Genomic DNA, 17,310 nt, shown 5'->3' with positions numbered 1-17,310 from the left:
TTGAACGACACGCGCCGAAAGATCATGAGAGTTCTGGATGGCGAAAGCCTCTCCCCTCCTCCTCTCTGGCTGATGAGACAGGCGGGACGTTATCTCCCGGAATATAGAGAAACGCGGGCAAAGGCCGGAAGTTTCCTCGATCTCTGCTACACGCCCGATCACGCCGTCGAAGTCACATTGCAGCCGATCCGCCGCTACGGCTTCGATGCAGCCATTCTGTTTTCCGATATCCTGGTCATTCCCGACGCGTTGAAACGCAATGTCCGGTTTACCGAGGGCCATGGCCCCGAGATGGATCCGATCGACGAAGCCGGCATTGGCAGGTTGAATGGCGAAGAGGTTATCGATTATCTCAGGCCGGTTATGGAGACGGTGCAGCGGTTGCGTGCAGCGTTGCCTGATGAAACGACGCTGCTCGGCTTCTGCGGCGCGCCCTGGACGGTTGCGACCTATATGATTGCCGGTCACGGCACGCCGGATCAGGCGCCTGCCCGCCTCTTCGCCTACCGGTATCCCCGCGCCTTCGAACATCTCCTGATGCTGCTCGCCGACGTCTCGGCCGATTATCTCGTCGCTCAGATCGATGCCGGCGCCGATGCCGTGCAGATCTTCGATTCCTGGGCGGGGGTTCTCGGCGAGAAAGAGTTCGAGTCCTTCGCAATCCGGCCGGTCGCGCGAATGATCGCTTCGGTCAAGTCGCAACGACCGCATGCGCGCATCATAGCCTTTGCCAAGGGTGCCGGTTACCAGTTGAAAAATTATCGCCAGAGGACGGGGGCGGATGCGATCGGCCTCGATTGGTCGGTCCCGCTGGCTTTCGCCGCGGAGCTTCAGAAGGATGGGCCGGTCCAAGGCAACCTCGATCCGATGCGCGTCGTTGCCGGCGGCCTGGCGCTGGAAGAGGGTATCGACGACATTCTTCAGCATCTCGGCAATGGACCGCTGATCTTCAATCTCGGTCACGGCATTACGCCGCAGGCCGATCCCGAGCATGTGCGCCTGCTCGTCGAGCGGGTGCGGGGCGGGCAGATGCGAGACGGGGCGTGACGATGGAACGGCAGACGGACCGGAGACCCGGCGCCTACGCCCGGCGCCGAGCCCATTTTGCCCTCGCCTTCTTCGCGCTGATGGCAGTCGGGCTTTTTGCCTGGAACCCCGACAATCTCTATCTCTGGATCAAGGCGCTGCACATCATTGCCGTCATTTCCTGGATGGCCGGGTTGTTCTACATGCCGCGGCTGTTCATCTATCATACCGATGCCGAGCCGGGATCGGTGCAATCGGAAACCTTCAAGGTGATGGAGCGTCGGCTGCTTCGAATCATCATGACGCCGGCAATGATGCTGACCTGGATGTTCGGTCTCTATCTCGCCTGGTCGGTCTATGGCTTCCAGGGCGGCTGGCTGCATGCGAAGATCGGTCTCGTCGTACTGCTGACCGGCGTTCACATGTTTTTCAGCCGCGCCGTCAGGGCCTTCGAACGGGATGAAAATCGCCGTTCCGCGCGTTATTGGCGGTTCATGAACGAGGCGCCGACATTGCTGATGATCCTCATCGTGATCCTCGTCGTGGTGAAGCCGTTCTGAGGCAAAATCGCCCTCAGGTTAAATTTGCTTCATTTTAAGCAGCCCTCTTGCGGGCGCGATCACGAGTCGCTATTTTCCGCGCATCTCATCTACGTGGCATGTGTGTAGAGTTCAGTCGTCTGCGAGCCCTTCGCAGTACCGAATACGACCCAACATCGCCTTTCCCCTTCGAAATTGAAAAGAGTATTGGTCACTTCATGGCTGAAATGAAGCTTCAGGAACTTAAGAGCAAATCCCCGACGGATCTTCTGGCTTTCGCCGAATCGCTCGAGGTCGAGAATGCCAGCACGATGCGCAAGCAGGAGCTGATGTTTGCCATCCTCAAGATGCTCGCCAGCCAGGATGTCGAGATTATCGGCGAAGGCGTCGTCGAGGTGCTGCAGGACGGATTTGGCTTCCTGCGCTCCGCCAATGCAAACTACCTGCCGGGTCCTGATGATATTTATATCTCCCCGTCGCAGATTCGCCGTTTCTCATTGAAGACAGGCGATACGGTCGAGGGACCGATCCGCGGACCGAAGGAAGGCGAGCGTTATTTTGCGCTGCTCAAGGTCAACACCATCAATTTCGACGATCCGGAAAAGATCCGTCACAAGGTTCACTTCGACAATCTGACGCCGCTCTATCCGAATGAGCGCTTCAAGATGGAACTCGATATTCCCACCTCCAAGGATCTATCGCCGCGTGTGATCGATCTGGTGGCGCCGCTCGGCAAGGGCCAGCGCGGTTTGATCGTCGCACCGCCGCGCACCGGTAAAACCGTGCTGCTACAGAACATCGCGCATTCGATCACGGCAAACCATCCGGAATGCTATCTGATCGTCCTGCTGATCGACGAACGCCCCGAAGAAGTGACCGACATGCAGCGCTCCGTTCGGGGCGAAGTCATCTCCTCGACCTTCGACGAGCCGGCCGTGCGCCACGTCCAGGTGGCCGAAATGGTTATCGAAAAGGCGAAACGCCTTGTCGAACACGGGCGCGATGTCGTCATCCTGCTCGATTCGATCACCCGCCTCGGCCGCGCCTACAACACTGTTGTTCCCTCTTCCGGCAAGGTTCTGACCGGCGGCGTCGATGCCAACGCTCTTCAGCGGCCGAAGCGCTTCTTCGGCGCTGCGCGCAATATCGAGGAAGGCGGCTCGCTGACCATCATCGCCACGGCGCTGATCGATACCGGCAGCCGTATGGATGAAGTCATCTTCGAAGAGTTCAAGGGCACCGGCAACTCGGAAATCGTTCTCGACCGCAAGGTCGCCGACAAGCGCATCTTCCCGGCGATGGACATCCTCAAGTCCGGCACCCGCAAGGAAGACCTCCTTGTTCCACGCCAGGATCTTCAGAAGATCTTCGTGCTTCGCCGAATTCTGGCGCCGATGGGCACGACCGATGCGATCGAATTCCTGATCGACAAGCTCAAGCAAACGAAGAACAATCCCGACTTCTTCGACTCGATGAACACATAATCCTTAGCCGGATTCAACTTAGGTGTATTGCGGTAAGTCGACGCGATGCGCCTCAGCTTTGAACGCGAAGCTGAACCGCGCTCACCTTGGGGCGAGCACACTTTGATGAGAGCTGGCAACATCGTCACGATGTCGCCAGCTTTTTCTATTTGAGAGGGATCGATTCGGATTCCGACCACGGACCAGCGATATGGCCATGTTGACTGATACTATATTTGCGCTCTCGAGCGGCGCGCCGCCCTCGGGCGTTTCGATCGTTCGCATCAGCGGCCCATTGACCCGGGATCTGTTGGTTAGGCTGGTCGGGTCAGTACCGGCAGATCGCCTCGCCTCCTACCGAACGATTCGGAGTCGTAACAACCAGCCGATCGACAATGGCTTGGTGTTATTCTTTCCGGCTCCGAATTCATTTACCGGCGAGGATGTCGCCGAGTTGCAGATCCACGGCAGTCGCGCGGTGCTGGCCGCACTGTTTCACGCGCTTGGCGATGTTCCGGGTGTTCGGATGGCGGTCGAGGGCGAGTTCTCGCGCAGGGCTTTTGAAAACGGCAAGCTGGATCTCGTCGAGATCGAAGGCCTGGCGGATCTCATCGGCGCCGAAACCGAGATGCAGCGACGTCTTGCGATCGAGCAGAGCGCCGGCGGGCTTTCCGCCATTTACGATTCGTGGGCGGAACGATTGACGCGGGCGCGGGCGATGATCGAGGCTGAACTTGATTTTCCCGATGAGGACGATGTTCCCGGTTCGGTATCGGACATGGTCTGGACCGATATGGAGAAGCTTCGCAGCGAGATCGAAGAACATCTGGCTGCGGCTTCGGCAGGCGAGATCATCAGGGATGGTTTCAAGGTGGTCATCGCCGGCGCACCGAATGCGGGGAAATCGAGCCTGTTGAATGCTCTGACCCGTCGCGACGTGGCGATCGTCACCGAAATCGCTGGGACCACCCGCGATGTTTTGCAGGTCGATCTCGATATTGACGGTTATCTCATCAAACTTTATGACACCGCCGGGCTCCGCGAGGCAGATGACCGGGTCGAGATAGAGGGCGTGCGGCGCGCGCGTGTGGCGCTGCGAGATGCCGACCTTGTTCTGCTGCTGGTCGATATGGCAAATCCCGTAGTCCCCGACGACTTGGATCAACGTTCTCCGCATGTTACTGTCGGCACGAAGAAGGATCTCGTTGAGATCAACTCGGGTCAATATGACCTCCAGATTTCGACGGTGACCGGTGACGGATTGTCCGAATTACGCCGGTTGATCGGCGCCATTGTCGCCGAACGTTTCGGGGCTCTGTCCATGGCGATCCCGAGCCGCACTCGGCATAAAGATTCGCTAGCGAAATGTTTATTGGCGCTGGACGCGGCGATTTCGCAAATAGATGTGAACCTCGAATTGCGAACCGAGCAGTTGCGTGTGGCCGCTGAGTTCCTGGGCAAGATCACCGGGCGGGTTGATGTCGAGCAGTTACTCGGTGTGATCTTCTCGGAGTTTTGTATCGGCAAATGATTCACGTGAAACCATGGGCCCTCCGGTTTCACGTGAAACGTCTGCTTCAATGGAGTTGGATATGACGGATAATCTCTACGATGTGATTGTCATCGGCGGTGGCCATGCGGGTTCGGAGGCTGCCAATGCGGCTACGCGCCTCGGTGCGAAAACCGCTCTGGTGACGCATAGACGAGATACGATTGGCGTCATGTCCTGCAATCCGGCGATCGGCGGGCTCGGCAAAGGTCATCTGGTTCGTGAGATCGATGCCATGGATGGGCTGATGGGTCGTGTTGCGGACGCCGCGGGCATTCAGTTCCGGATGTTGAACAAGAAAAAGGGCGCCGCAGTCCGTGGTCCGCGGACGCAAGCCGATCGAAAGCTCTATCGCCTGGCCATGCTGGCGGAGATGGAAGCGACGGCCGGCCTGGATATTGTCGAGGGCGATGCCTTTGATCTGGATATTGCCGACGGACGGGTGACCGGCGTTGTTATGAAAGACGGCCGGACCTTGAGAGCGCCGGCGGTGGTCTTGACCACCGGCACCTTCCTGCGTGGGCTCATCCATATCGGTTTGGAAAAGACACCTGCCGGCCGCGTGGGCGAAGCCCCTTCGGTTGGCTTGTCTGCCACCTTGGCCCGGCTCGGCTTGCAGCTCGGGCGTCTGAAAACCGGAACGCCGGCGCGGCTGGATGGCAAGACCATTGATTGGCAGGCTGTTGGTCGGCAGGGAGCCGATGCAGAGCTTGTCCCCTTCTCGTTTATGACCGACGCAATCACAACCCCCCAGATTGAGTGTGGCGTCACCAGGACGACCGAAGCAACGCACCGGATTATCGTCGACAACATCATGCGATCGGCCATGTATTCCGGTCAGATCGAAGGGGTCGGGCCGCGTTATTGCCCATCGATCGAGGACAAGCTGGTCAAGTTTGGGGAGCGCGACGGACACCAGGTCTTCCTGGAACCGGAGGGGCTCGACGACGACACCGTCTATCCGAACGGGATCTCCACCTCCCTTCCCGCCGAGGTCCAGGGTGCATTTATCAAGACGATCCCCGGGCTCGAACAGGCGAGAATCCTTCAACCGGGTTACGCGATCGAATATGACCATGTCGATCCGCGTGAGCTAACACCGTCTTTGGAAGTGAAGCGACTGAAAGGTCTGTTCCTCGCCGGCCAGATCAACGGGACCACCGGCTATGAAGAGGCGGCGGCGCAGGGCTTGGCGGCGGGGCTTAATGCTGCGTTGCGAAGCAGCGATTCGGAACCGTTCCATTTCAGCCGAACCACTTCCTATATCGGAGTCATGATCGACGATCTGACATCACGCGGCGTTACGGAGCCGTACCGAATGTTTACGTCACGCGCCGAATATAGACTGACGCTTCGGGCCGATAATGCCGATATGCGCCTGACGCCGCTGGCGATGCGGTTGGGCTGCATCAGTCACGACCGGGTCCGGCGCTTCACCGCCTATCAGGCAGAGATCGACGCCGGTCGCGCGCTGCTAACGTCGCTGGCGGTGACGCCGAACGAGGCGCGTCGCGCCGGCTTGAACATCAATCTCGATGGTCAGCGCCGAACGGCTTATGATCTCCTGTCCTATCCAAATTACGATTTTGCCGCACTTCGGGAAGTTTGGCCGGAAACCTTTGCCGCGATTGCACCCAAAGTTGCGGAAGCATTGGAAATCGAAGCGGGATATTCGGTCTACCTGGAGAGGCAGGCATCCGCCATCGCCGATCAGCAGCGTGACGAGGAGCGGCAGATTCCGGCAGATTTCAACTACGACGCCCTCTCCGGTCTGTCGAACGAGCTCAAGACGAAGCTGAATGCGGTGCGGCCCTTTAATATCGCCCAAGCGGCTATCGTCGAGGGGATGACGCCGGCAGCCATCGCGCTGCTGCTTGTGCATCTGCGTCGAATAAATTCTTCCGAACGTCACAGCGCCTGATTACGAGAATTGAGAGTCTTTCAGAATGGAATTAAACGGCTTACGTGTTTCACGTGAAACACAGGAACGGCTCCAACACTTTGCGGCGCTCTTTCAGAAGTGGGCCAAAACGATCAACCTGGTGGCGGCCTCAACGCTCGACGATCTGTGGCACCGGCATATCGCCGATAGTAGCCAGATTTTTCAAATCCAGCCGCAGCCGATCACCTGGGTCGACCTTGGAAGCGGAGGTGGATTCCCTGGGGTGATCACGGCAATCTATCTGGCCGAATTGCAAGACGGATGGGTGCATCTGGTCGAGAGCAATCATAAAAAAGCAGCGTTTCTGCGCACGGCGCTGCGCGAGACCAATGCGCGCGCGAGCGTGCATGCTATTCGAATTGAAGATGCGCCTACTGAGATCGGCGAATGCGACGCGATCTCCGCCCGAGCCCTGGCCGAGCTCGATGGGCTGATCGGATATTCCGCTGCCTGGATGCTTGGCAATGAAAATTGTCGTTGCCTCTTTCATAAAGGCCGGGATTACCAGAGGGAAATCGACAAAGCACGTGGTCGGTGGAGGTTCGATCTGTTAGAACATAAGAGCGCCGTCGAGCAGGAATCTGTTATTTTGGAAATATCGAATCTCCGGCGCTTGGCTTAACAGATCGGATATTGCTGCAATGGCTGGCGAAAAACACCGAATAATTACCATCGCAAATCAGAAGGGTGGCGTAGGGAAAACCACCACCGCAATCAATTTGGCAACAGCCCTTGCCGCTATCGGTGAGCGTGTCTTGATTGTCGATCTCGACCCGCAGGGCAATGCCAGCACCGGCCTCGGCATCGATCGCCGCGATCGGAAACTCTCCTCCTATGATCTCATGGTGGGGGAGCGCAGCATCAGGGACGTGACGCTCGAGGCAGCGGTGCCCAATCTCTTCATCGTTCCTTCGACGATGGATCTGCTTGGCATCGAGATGGAAATTTCGCAGCAGAGCGACCGGGTGTTCAAACTGCGCAAAGCGTTGTCGTCGCCAGAAGCAATGACATTTTCCTATATTCTTCTGGATTGCCCGCCGTCGTTCAATCTGCTGACGATGAATGCCATGGCGGCGGCGCATTCGGTGTTGGTGCCGCTGCAATGTGAATTTTTTGCTTTGGAAGGTCTAAGCCAGCTGCTTGAAACCGTCAGTCAGGTTCGCCGCACGGTCAATCCGCGCCTGGACATTCAGGGCATCGTCTTGACGATGTTCGATGCGCGCAACAATCTTGCCCAGCAGGTGGTCAATGATGTGCGCACGCATCTCGGCGAGAAGGTTTATCATACGTTAATTCCGCGCAACGTCCGGGTTTCCGAGGCGCCCTCCTACGGCAAGCCGGCTATTCTTTATGATTTGAAATGCGCGGGCAGCCAGGCCTATCTGCAGCTCGCCTCTGAGGTTATCCAAAGGGAACGCCAAAGACTGGCCGCGTAATATCATATCAGGGGCGTAGGTGAGTGTAGATCATGAATGACGATGTATCGAAGAGGCGATTGGGTCGCGGCCTTGCGGCGCTGATTGGGGAAATGGATCAGCCTGTGCCGGTTGAGGCCGAGCGCACTGTCAGCGCCGACAGAATGATCCCGATCGAGTTCGTCAGCCGCAATCCCCGCAACCCCCGTCGTTTTTTTGATGACGCCGAGCTGCACGATCTTGCAAGTTCTATTCGTCAGCACGGCATCGTGCAGCCGATTGTCGTGCGGACGATGGACCGGGATCGCTACGAGATCATTGCCGGCGAACGTCGCTGGCGGGCAGCCCAGCTGGCTGGGCTGATCGAGATTCCGGTCATTATCCGTGACGTCGATGACAAGACGGCGCTGGAAATCGCCATTGTCGAAAACGTCCAGCGGGCGGATCTCAATGCTCTTGAAGAAGCTCTGGGGTATGAGCAGCTTATTGCCGAATATGGCTATACGCAGAATGACCTCGGCGAAATCATCGGCAAAAGCCGCAGCCATGTCGCCAACTCCCTGCGGCTGCTGAAACTGCCCGATCCGGTGCGCGACCTGCTTGCCGCCGGCAGCCTCTCGGCTGGTCACGCCCGCGCACTTGTTTCCACCTCCGACCCGGCCAGTCTTGCCCGCACGATCGTTGCCAAGGGCATGTCGGTTCGCGATGCGGAAAAGCTGGCGCAAAACAATATCAAGGCGCAATCGGAGCCACAGCAGCCGGCGTTACGGCAAGATCAGAAGGATTCCGATACACTGGCTTTGGAACGGACGCTTTCCGATGCGCTCGGGCTCGATGTCTCGATCAATCATAAGACCAGCGGCGGCCAGATCAAAATTTCCTACAAGTCGCTAGAGCAGCTCGAGGAAATTTGCCGCTTGCTTGAGAGGCGCTAGCTTCAGCGCCTCGCATCAAACCTGCTTCCGCGACAGGCTTTGCTCTTTGTTTCCGCATGTCATTAGCCCGGAAGCGTGCATCCTTCCGGGCGACATGCAGAAGAGCGGTCGCTATCGAACTGATTCACACCCGCCCCGCCTTAGGATGGTCAGGTGGATTTACGACCGGATTGAAGGGTGGTGGAGAGCAGCGTCTGCATGGCAACGCTGTCTTCCAGCACCTGCCGCCGCCGGCTTTGCAGGATCGCTGCCTGCAGACGATTGGATTCACGGGCAATGCTTTCCGCGGTCCAATGCCGCAGGGCCTGTTCGATGATCGGCTTGCGGCGGAAATGCAGATGACGACCCATGGTCTGCATGATCTGAGGCGCCTGCAGGCGTTTTTCTTCCATTTCGGCGCGCATTGTATCGAGAAGCTGAAACTGTTTCAGGCATGCCTGCAGCACGAGAAAAATCGCGGTTTTGGAGCTGCTGATCTTCTGCATGGCATGCAAAAAGGCATTGAGATCGCCGCTCAGGATGGCGTCGACGGCATCGTCAACAGAGATCGCGCTGGCGTCGCCGATTATTTCGGTAACGTGATGTTCCTCGACGGTCGGGTAACCGCGGCAATAGAGGGCAAGTTTACGCACCTCATTGCGTGACGCGATGCGGTCGCCGCCGATCAATGCGATCAGCGCCTGGCGCGCAGCCGGCGTGATGCCGAGCTTCTCTGTGCCAAGCTCCGTGTCGATCAAGGCGTTCAGGGCGCGGCTGTCATCGGCGTAAGACGGGATCGTCATGATAGATCGCGCCGTCTCGGCGGTCTTGCGAAGCAGCGAACCCTTCTTCAAGTCGCCAGCCTCGACGATCAGATGGGCAGCTTCAAGCGGCTTTTCGGCAAGCAGTGCCAAGGGATCGACAAGATATTTTTCATTGGAGGCGCCGCGGATCCAGATCAGCTTCTCGCCACCGAACAGGCCGATCGACTGAACTTCGTCGACCAATCGTCCCGGATCCTTCTGCAGGTCGCCGATATCGAGTTTGGTCAGCGAGAAAGGATCATCGAGAGCAACGCCGGTTTTGCCGGCAAGCTGAGCCGCACGTTCGGACACCAGGCCGCGGTCCGGCCCGTAAATGACGAAGATCCGATAGTTTCCAGCCGATTTCTGCAGGAAGGTCTCGAATTCGTGGGACTTTATCTCTGCCACATCACCGCCCTCAGCGGCTGAGGGCGGCGGCGATATCGGCTCCTACGAATTCCGCCACCTGATCCGCCGCACGGTTTTCCGCATCGCGGATCGCCCTTTGCTTGGCGAATTCCTGTTCGGAGAAATCCACCAGTGCCGTGACCTGGCGGCTGCCTGCCTTGATGACATGGCCGTCGGCCGTGGCGCTCAGCGTGTATGAGACGTTGACGGTGACACGGCCGGCCTTCGATGTATCGTCGGATTCCTGGAGCAGCGTACTGGCAACGCTCGAGGTGGCGTGCATCTCGACCCGATATTGGGGATTTTCCGCTTCGCCCGCACCGCGGGAGGCAAGGAAGATCAGGCGATTGCGCACTTGCTGTTCGACCCGGCTGCCCGCCTCGGAAAAGCCGACCGAGGAAAGCTTCTCAACGACACCCGAGCTCTCGGAGTAGAGCGGCCGGACCTGGCAGGCAGAGAGGAACGCCGCAGCGGCAAGGATCATGGCGACGCCGGCATTGCGGGCCAGCTTGCAAGCGATATCAGACGACAATGTTCACAATCCTTTGGGGAACCACGATGATCTTCTTCGGTGCCTGTCCGTTCAGCGCGTTCTTCACCGCATCCAGATCCAGCACGGCGTCGGTGACGGCATTCTGATCCGCATCGCGAGAAATTGTCAATTCAGCGCGTTTCTTGCCGTTGATCTGGACGGGCAGGACGACATCATTCTCGATGACGAGCGTCTCGTCGTATCGCGGCCAGCCGGTCCGGGCAAGCAGCCCCTTATTGCCGAGCGCCGTCCAGCATTCCTCAGCCAGATGCGGCGTCATCGGGGCGACCAACTGGATCAGGATCTCGGCGGCATCGCGCACGGCCGCGCGATAGGTGACATCCCCCTCGCCCGCCGCAACCCTCGTCATCGGCGCGGCCAGCGCGTTCACCAGCTCATAGATTCGGGCGACCGCCTTGTTGAACCAGAGCTTGTCATAGTCGTTCTGGACGGCCTTCAGGGTCTTGTGGGCAGCCTGCGAGATCGACAGCGCTTCCCCCTCGGTCGCCGGCGCCGGGGCGACGGCGGAGAGCGCCTCTGCGGCTTCGGAAATCAACCGCCACAGACGCTGGGTGAACCGATGGGCACCTTCAACGCCGGCCTCGGACCAGATAACATCGCGCTCCGGCGGGGAGTCGGACAGAACGAAGAACCGGGCGGTATCGGCGCCGTAGGAGGCAATGATGTCATCGGGATCGACGACGTTCTTTTTCGATTTCGACATTTTTTCGATCGAGCCGATGGCGATCTCCTCGCCTGAGGTCAGCAGGAAGGCGCGGCGTTTGCCGTCGAGCTCCTCGATGCGGATATCGGCTGGGGCCACCCACTCGCGGCTCGCGCCGGCGCCGCGGCTATAGGTCTCATGAACCACCATGCCCTGGGTGAAGAGACCCTTGAAAGGCTCGGTGGCGGCGACATGGCCGGTCTCGCGCATGGCGCGGGTGAAGAAACGGGAATAGAGCAGATGCAGGATCGCATGCTCGATCCCGCCGATATACTGATCGACCGGCAGCCAATGGTTAGCCGCCTCAGGATCAGTCGGCTTCCCTTCCCAGGGGGCAGTGAATCGAGTGAAATACCAGCTCGAATCGACGAAGGTGTCCATCGTATCCGTCTCGCGACGCGCATCCTTGCCGCAGGTCGGGCAGGAGACGTGCCGCCAGGTCGGATGACGGTCGAGCGGATTGCCGGGCTGGTCGAAGGTGACGTCGTCGGGCAGTTTGACCGGCAGGTCTTTCTTCGGCACCGGCACGACGCCGCAATCGTCGCAATGGATGACGGGGATTGGGCAGCCCCAATAACGCTGCCGGGAAATACCCCAGTCGCGCAGACGGAAATTGACCTTGCGTTCGCCCTGCGGCGCATTGCCGAGCGAAGCCGCCGACAGCCGGTCGGCAACGATGTTGAAGGCCTCCTGCGTCGTCTTGCCGTCGAGGAAGCGCGAATTGATCATCACGCCCTCGCCGTCATAGGCGGTGTCGCCGACGGCAAAGCTTTCCGCATCGCCGTCTCTCGGCATGACGACTGTTACAACCGGCAGACCGTATTTCCGGGCGAAATCAAGGTCGCGCTGATCGCCGGAGGGGCAGCCGAAGATTGCGCCCGTGCCGTAATCCATCAGCACGAAATTGGCGATATAGACGGGCAGTTCCCAGGAGGGATCAAGCGGATGCCTGACGCGGATGCCGGTATCCATGCCCTTCTTTTCGGCGGTCTCGAGTGCCGCCAGGGAGGTGCCGGCACGGCGGCACTCTTCGCAGAAGGCTTCGATATCTGCGTTCTTTGCGGCAGCATCCCTTGCCAGCGGGTGATCGGCTGATATCGCCAGGAAGGAGGCGCCGAAGAGCGTGTCCGGCCGGGTCGTGTAAACCGTGATTTCTGTCTCGCCGGCAGGCGCCGTTTCCGGCACGATCTCCCAGCGGACCGTCAGGCCTTCGGAGCGGCCGATCCAGTTCTTCTGCATCAGCCGCACTTTTTCCGGCCACTGGTCGAGCGTATCCAGTGCGTCCAGCAGATCCTGGCTGAAATCGGTGATCTTGAAGAACCATTGCGTCAGTTCGCGCTGTTCGACCAGCGCGCCGGAACGCCAGCCGCGGCCGTCGATTACCTGCTCGTTGGCGAGCACGGTATTGTCGACGGGGTCCCAGTTGACCTTCGACTGCTTGCGGTAGACCAGTCCCTTCTCCAGGAAATCCAGGAAGAGGTGCTGCTGGTGCTGGTAATATTCGACGTCGCAGGTGGCGAACTCGCGGCTCCAGTCCAGCGAAAGCCCCATGGCCTTCAGCTGCGCCTTCATCGAGCCGATGTTCTGGTAGGTCCAGGAGGCGGGATGCACGCCGCGCTCCATGGCGGCGTTCTCCGCCGGCATGCCGAAGGCGTCCCAGCCCATCGGATGCAGCACGTTGTAGCCGCGGGCGCGCTTGTAGCGGGCGACGACATCGCCCATGGCGTAATTGCGGACATGGCCCATATGGATGCGCCCTGACGGATAGGGGAACATTTCCAGGACGTAATATTTTTCGCGCGGATCTGAATTGTCGGTCTCGAAGACCTTGTCTTCATTCCATTTCTGCTGCCAGCGGGGCTCGGCGTCGCGCGGATTATAACGTTCGGTGGCCATGGTATTCGAATTCCGGAAAATCAATGGGGAGGTTGGTCGAGACCTTCACCATGAAACCACGGTAGCGTCAAGTTTTGCGAGCCGCCGCAAGCGCCCGATCTTCATTCCGGCCGGGCGATTTCGCGGCGGCGGGTCTTGGCAAGCACAGAATGGCTGGCTAGTTCATTGCCATTACTCTCATGCGGAAATGTCGAGGCAGAATGATGGAACTTCAAGAGCGCTTGGATGACGTGCGGTCGCGGATTGCCGCCGGGGAACGCCAGGCGGGTCGTCCGGCCGGTTCCGTTCGGCTCGTCGCGGTGTCGAAGACCTTCGAGGCGGAGGCGATCCGTCCGGCCATCGACGCCGGCCAGCGTGTCTTCGGCGAGAACCGGGTGCAGGAAAGCCAGGGCAAGTGGCCGGGGCTGAAAGCCGAGCAGCCGGATATCGAATTGCATCTGATCGGACCGCTGCAATCGAACAAGGCGGCGGATGCGGTGGCGCTTTTCGACGTCATCGAGACCGTGGACCGGGAAAAAATCGCCCGCGCGCTTGCCGAGGAGATGAAGCGGCAAGGCAGGACGACGCGGCTGTACATCCAGGTCAATACCGGGCTCGAGCCGCAGAAGGCCGGCATCGCTCCCGACGACACGCCGGCTTTCGTCGCGCTCTGCCGCGACGAGCTCGGTCTTTCCATCGAGGGTTTGATGTGCATTCCGCCGGCGGAAGAAAATCCCGGGCCGCACTTCGCGCTGTTGGCGAAGCTTGCGCTGAAATGCGGTGTCGAAAAACTGTCTATGGGCATGTCGGGCGATTACGAGACGGCGATCGCCTTCGGCGCCACCAGTGTGCGGGTCGGATCGGCGATTTTCGGGGCGCGCTGATACGCTGCTTTGGTCGGGCTTCCTGTTCTCCTCTCCTCCGCCTAGGTTAAGATCGAGGTTTGCATATCCTGGGGAGGAGCAGATGCAGTACGGCTATCATCAGGTCTATGCGGCCTGGGAGCGCGATCCCGAGGCCTTCTGGCGCGACGCAGCCGCCGATATCGACTGGTTCAAACCGCCGGAGCGGATTTTTTCGCCGGATGCCGGCGTCTACGGTCGGTGGTTCGAGGGGGCGGAAACCAATAGTTGTCACAATTGTCTGGACCGGCATGTCATCGCCGGGCGCGGCGGCGAGACGGCGATCCTCTTCGACAGCGCAATGACCGGCGAGAAGCGCCGTTTCACCTATGGCGAGGTGCTCGACGAGGTGAAGGCCATCGCCGCGACGCTTGTTGATCTCGGCATCGGCAGAGGCGATCGCGTCATCCTCTATATGCCGATGGTGCCACAGGCGGTGTTCTCGATGCTTGCCTGCGCCCGCATCGGTGCGGTTCACTCCGTCGTCTTCGGTGGCTTTGCCGCCAGCGAACTGGCTGCCCGCATCGACGATTGTGCCGCGAAGCTGGTGATCACCGCCAGCTGCGGGCTCGAACCCGGCCGCATCGTCGCCTACAAGCCTCTGGTCGACCAGGCGATCGAGATGGCGCGTTCGAAGCCGGAACGCTGTCTGGTGCTGCAGCGGCCGGAGCTCCGGGCCGATCTCGTCAGCGGCCGCGATCAGGATTTCGACGCCGCGGTGGCGCAGCATCGCGGCGCCGAGATCGCCTGCGTCTCGGTCGAGGCGACCGATCCGCTCTACATTCTCTACACCTCCGGCACCACGGGCCAGCCGAAGGGCGTCGTGCGCGACAATGGCGGCCATATGGTCGCGCTCAACTGGTCGATGCGGAATATTTACGGCTTGAAGCCGGGTGAGGTGTTCTGGACGGCATCGGATATCGGCTGGGTCGTCGGCCATTCCTATATCGTTTATGCCCCGCTGATCGCAGGTGTGACCACCCTGATCTTCGAGGGAAAACCGGTCGGCACTCCGGATGCCGGCGCGTTCTGGCGGATCGTTTCGGAATATCGGGTGCGGGTACTCTTCACGGCGCCGACGGCATTCCGCGCCATTCGCCGCGAGGATGGCGACGGTGAACTGCTTCGCAAATATCCGATGCCGGATTTCCGAGCGCTGTTTCTCGCCGGCGAAAGGGCGGATCCGGAGACGTTGAAATGGGCGGAGCGCATGCTCGCCATACCCGTCATCGATCACTGGTGGCAGACGGAGACCGGCTGGCCGATCGCCGCCAATCCGCTCGGCCTCGGCGCCCTTCCTGTCAAGCACGGTTCGCCGGCGCTGCCGATGCCCGGTTACGACATCACGGTGCTTGACGATGCCGGCCATCCGATCGAGGCAGGAACGCTCGGCAATATCGTCGTGAAGCTGCCGCTGCCGCCGGGCTGTCTGCCGACGCTGTGGAACGCGGACGATCGTTTCCGCTCTGCTTATCTCGACGAGTTTCCCGGTTATTACAAAACGGCCGACGCCGGCTATGTCGACGAGGACGGCTACCTCTTCATCATGTCGCGCACCGACGACATCATCAATTGCGCCGGTCATCGGCTCTCGACCGGAGCGATGGAGGAGGTCTGCGCGCGCCATCCCGATGTTGCCGAATGCGCGGTCATCGGTGTGAACGATATGCTGAAAGGACAGGCGCCCTGCGGTTTCCTGGTGCTGAAACGACATGTTTCCCGTGAAACGGCGGTGATCGAATCAGAGGTCGTGGCGATGATTCGCGAATCGATCGGCCCTGTCGCCGCCTTCAAAACGGCCATCACCGTTAACCGATTGCCGAAAACACGCTCGGGTAAAATCCTGCGCGGCACGATGCAGAAAATCGCCGACGGCATACCCTGGAAAATGCCTGCAACCATTGATGATCCGGCGATTTTGGAAGAGATCGCCGAGGCGCTGCGCAAGCGCGGTTTCGGCTCTCTGCCGATGTGAAATTAAACTTTCGATAAGCCTAATTGAGAAATTGTTAACTATGTTGCGCAAGGGTTTGTTAACGGCAATGGCTTGCATGGCAGGCTTTGCATGACGCGGTCGCCGTTACCGGCCTGCTGCTTAATTCCTTAAATCGGAATCGATTTAAGGGCAAAATTAGGCGGCAGTTGAAGTGCTACGGCGTCCTTTGCGCGTCTGAAAGAGGCGCGGGGCTGTAGTCCGGAATGCCCTTTCTCGAAGATTGTGGAACGGATCATGACAAGCATCCTTACCAACAACGCTGCCATGGCAGCGCTGCAGACTTTGCGCGGCGTAAATGACGGTCTCAAGGATACCCAGGGTCGGGTTTCCTCGGGTTATCGTGTCGAAAAGGCGGCCGACAATGCGGCCTACTGGTCGATCGCGACGACCATGCGTTCTGACAACCAGGCGCTTTCGGCCGTCTCCGATGCCCTCGGCCTCGGCGCCGCCAAGGTCGACACGGCCTATTCGGCCATGGACAGCGCGATTGATGTGGTCAGCGACATCAAAGCCAAGATCGTCGCCGCCACGGAAAAGGGCGTCGACAAGACGAAGATTCAGCAGGAACTCGATCAGCTGCAGGAGCAGCTGCTCAGCATCGCCCAATCGGCGTCCTTCTCCGGTGAAAACTGGGTCGCCGGCGCTTCCGGTACGAAGAGCGTCGTCTCGTCCTTCGTGCGCGATGGCAGCAATGCCGTCTCGGTCAAGATGACGGACTACGTGCTCGATTCCGGCACGCTTGGAAACGTGCTCTTCGGCATGACGAGCACCGGTGCGATCGAGACGACCAGCGGCATCATCGGCACGGCCTTCAACGGAACCTATGGCGGAACCGTCATCGTCATGGCGTCGATTTATGATCTCGACATTACCGGTTTTACCCAGGGCCAGCTCGATGGCGCCTTGACGGGTGTCGAACTGGTTCTCGGCGCCATGACCGCCGCCGGCTCGGCGCTCGGTTCGATCTCGACGCGGATCCAGCTGCAGGAAAATTTCGTCAGCGGTCTTCACGACTCGATCGACTCCGGCGTCGGCCGCCTCGTCGATGCCGATATGGAAGAGGAATCGAGCAAGCTCTCGGCGTTGCAGACACAGCAGCAGCTCGCCGTCCAGTCGCTGTCGATCGCCAACAGCTCGGCGCAGAACATTCTCACCCTGTTCCGCAGCTAATCCAAACAAGACAACCCCAATAAAAAACCCCGCCGGTCCGGCGGGGTTTTCT

Annotated in this window: 14 protein-coding genes; 11 read left to right on the top strand and 3 right to left on the bottom strand. The window is 59.6% G+C overall.

Translation table 11 applies throughout. The annotated features are described in order from the left end of the window. From hemE to RHEC894_RS21625, 8 genes are all read left to right on the top strand, one after another. A complete protein-coding gene (hemE, locus tag RHEC894_RS21660) occupies positions 1-1,047 on the top strand; it encodes a uroporphyrinogen decarboxylase (RefSeq protein ID WP_085738798.1) in 1,047 nt (348 codons plus the stop codon). Between the two features lie 2 nt (positions 1,048-1,049). After that, positions 1,050-1,586 carry a protoporphyrinogen oxidase HemJ gene (hemJ, locus tag RHEC894_RS21655; protein WP_085738797.1) on the top strand — a complete coding sequence of 179 codons (537 nt, stop codon included), beginning with the start codon at positions 1,050-1,052 and terminating at the stop codon, positions 1,584-1,586. Positions 1,587-1,783: 197 nt separating this feature from the next. Further along, positions 1,784-3,049, top strand: coding sequence for a transcription termination factor Rho (gene rho / locus RHEC894_RS21650; RefSeq protein ID WP_089152723.1), 1,266 nt, complete (start codon positions 1,784-1,786; stop codon positions 3,047-3,049). Positions 3,050-3,239: 190 nt separating this feature from the next. Continuing rightward, positions 3,240-4,559 (top strand): tRNA uridine-5-carboxymethylaminomethyl(34) synthesis GTPase MnmE, encoded by a 1,320-nt coding sequence (gene mnmE, locus RHEC894_RS21645; RefSeq protein ID WP_085738796.1) that lies wholly within the window; start codon positions 3,240-3,242, stop codon positions 4,557-4,559. A gap of 61 nt (positions 4,560-4,620) precedes the next feature. Next, on the top strand, positions 4,621-6,498 hold the full coding sequence (mnmG, locus tag RHEC894_RS21640; protein ID WP_085738795.1) for a tRNA uridine-5-carboxymethylaminomethyl(34) synthesis enzyme MnmG: 1,878 nt from the start codon (positions 4,621-4,623) through the stop codon (positions 6,496-6,498). Between the two features lie 25 nt (positions 6,499-6,523). After that, entirely contained in the window at positions 6,524-7,141 is a 618-nt protein-coding gene (rsmG, locus tag RHEC894_RS21635; protein ID WP_010069409.1) for a 16S rRNA (guanine(527)-N(7))-methyltransferase RsmG, read from the top strand. Positions 7,142-7,160: 19 nt separating this feature from the next. Further along, the gene (locus RHEC894_RS21630) at positions 7,161-7,955 is read left to right on the top strand and encodes a ParA family protein (RefSeq protein ID WP_010069408.1); all 795 of its coding nucleotides are present in this window, start codon (positions 7,161-7,163) and stop codon (positions 7,953-7,955) included. A 32-nt stretch (positions 7,956-7,987) separates the two neighbouring features. Continuing rightward, positions 7,988-8,869, top strand: coding sequence for a ParB/RepB/Spo0J family partition protein (locus tag RHEC894_RS21625; RefSeq protein ID WP_010069407.1), 882 nt, complete (start codon positions 7,988-7,990; stop codon positions 8,867-8,869). Between the two features lie 149 nt (positions 8,870-9,018). Here the strand turns inward: RHEC894_RS21625 and holA are convergent, their stop codons facing one another. From holA to leuS, 3 genes are read right to left on the bottom strand one after another with little or no spacing between them, the layout of a single operon-like run. Next, positions 9,019-10,059 carry a DNA polymerase III subunit delta gene (gene holA / locus RHEC894_RS21620; RefSeq protein WP_085738794.1) on the bottom strand — a complete coding sequence of 347 codons (1,041 nt, stop codon included), beginning with the start codon at positions 10,057-10,059 and terminating at the stop codon, positions 9,019-9,021. Between the two features lie 10 nt (positions 10,060-10,069). Then, positions 10,070-10,591, bottom strand: coding sequence for an LPS assembly lipoprotein LptE (gene lptE / locus RHEC894_RS21615; RefSeq protein WP_085738793.1), 522 nt, complete (start codon positions 10,589-10,591; stop codon positions 10,070-10,072). Further along, complete coding sequence (gene leuS / locus RHEC894_RS21610; protein WP_085738792.1) at positions 10,581-13,211, bottom strand: leucine--tRNA ligase; 2,631 nt, start codon at positions 13,209-13,211, stop codon at positions 10,581-10,583. The genes lptE and leuS overlap by 11 nt, the downstream gene beginning before the upstream one ends. A gap of 203 nt (positions 13,212-13,414) precedes the next feature. Between leuS and RHEC894_RS21605 the strand changes: the two genes are divergently transcribed. From RHEC894_RS21605 to RHEC894_RS21595, 3 genes are all read left to right on the top strand, one after another. Beyond that, positions 13,415-14,074, top strand: a complete 660-nt coding sequence (locus tag RHEC894_RS21605; protein WP_085739083.1) for a YggS family pyridoxal phosphate-dependent enzyme — start codon at positions 13,415-13,417, stop codon at positions 14,072-14,074. An 82-nt stretch (positions 14,075-14,156) separates the two neighbouring features. After that, positions 14,157-16,067 (top strand): propionyl-CoA synthetase, encoded by a 1,911-nt coding sequence (locus RHEC894_RS21600; RefSeq protein WP_085738791.1) that lies wholly within the window; start codon positions 14,157-14,159, stop codon positions 16,065-16,067. A 255-nt stretch (positions 16,068-16,322) separates the two neighbouring features. Continuing rightward, entirely contained in the window at positions 16,323-17,258 is a 936-nt protein-coding gene (locus RHEC894_RS21595; RefSeq protein WP_085738790.1) for a flagellin, read from the top strand. Positions 17,259-17,310 lie beyond the last annotated feature (52 nt).

It is taken from the genome of Rhizobium sp. CIAT894, assembly GCF_000172795.2.
In the GTDB taxonomy this organism is placed as follows: domain Bacteria; phylum Pseudomonadota; class Alphaproteobacteria; order Rhizobiales; family Rhizobiaceae; genus Rhizobium.
The sequence above is the reverse complement of the archived record's forward strand: the minus strand, read 5'-3'. Positions and strand labels throughout refer to the sequence as shown.

What these genes read in the sequence shown, in the direction of transcription:
- hemJ (WP_085738797.1), top strand. Translation starts at nt 1,050, where the DNA reads ATGGAACGGCAGACGGACCGGAGACCCGGCGCCTACGCCCGGCGCCGA.
- rho (WP_089152723.1), top strand. Translation starts at nt 1,784, where the DNA reads ATGGCTGAAATGAAGCTTCAGGAACTTAAGAGCAAATCCCCGACGGAT.
- mnmE (WP_085738796.1), top strand. Translation starts at nt 3,240, where the DNA reads ATGGCCATGTTGACTGATACTATATTTGCGCTCTCGAGCGGCGCGCCG.
- mnmG (WP_085738795.1), top strand. Translation starts at nt 4,621, where the DNA reads ATGACGGATAATCTCTACGATGTGATTGTCATCGGCGGTGGCCATGCG.
- rsmG (WP_010069409.1), top strand. Translation starts at nt 6,524, where the DNA reads ATGGAATTAAACGGCTTACGTGTTTCACGTGAAACACAGGAACGGCTC.
- RHEC894_RS21630 (WP_010069408.1), top strand. Translation starts at nt 7,161, where the DNA reads ATGGCTGGCGAAAAACACCGAATAATTACCATCGCAAATCAGAAGGGT.
- RHEC894_RS21625 (WP_010069407.1), top strand. Translation starts at nt 7,988, where the DNA reads ATGAATGACGATGTATCGAAGAGGCGATTGGGTCGCGGCCTTGCGGCG.
- leuS (WP_085738792.1), bottom strand. Translation starts at nt 13,211, where the DNA reads ATGGCCACCGAACGTTATAATCCGCGCGACGCCGAGCCCCGCTGGCAG.
- RHEC894_RS21605 (WP_085739083.1), top strand. Translation starts at nt 13,415, where the DNA reads ATGGAACTTCAAGAGCGCTTGGATGACGTGCGGTCGCGGATTGCCGCC.
- RHEC894_RS21600 (WP_085738791.1), top strand. Translation starts at nt 14,157, where the DNA reads ATGCAGTACGGCTATCATCAGGTCTATGCGGCCTGGGAGCGCGATCCC.
- RHEC894_RS21595 (WP_085738790.1), top strand. Translation starts at nt 16,323, where the DNA reads ATGACAAGCATCCTTACCAACAACGCTGCCATGGCAGCGCTGCAGACT.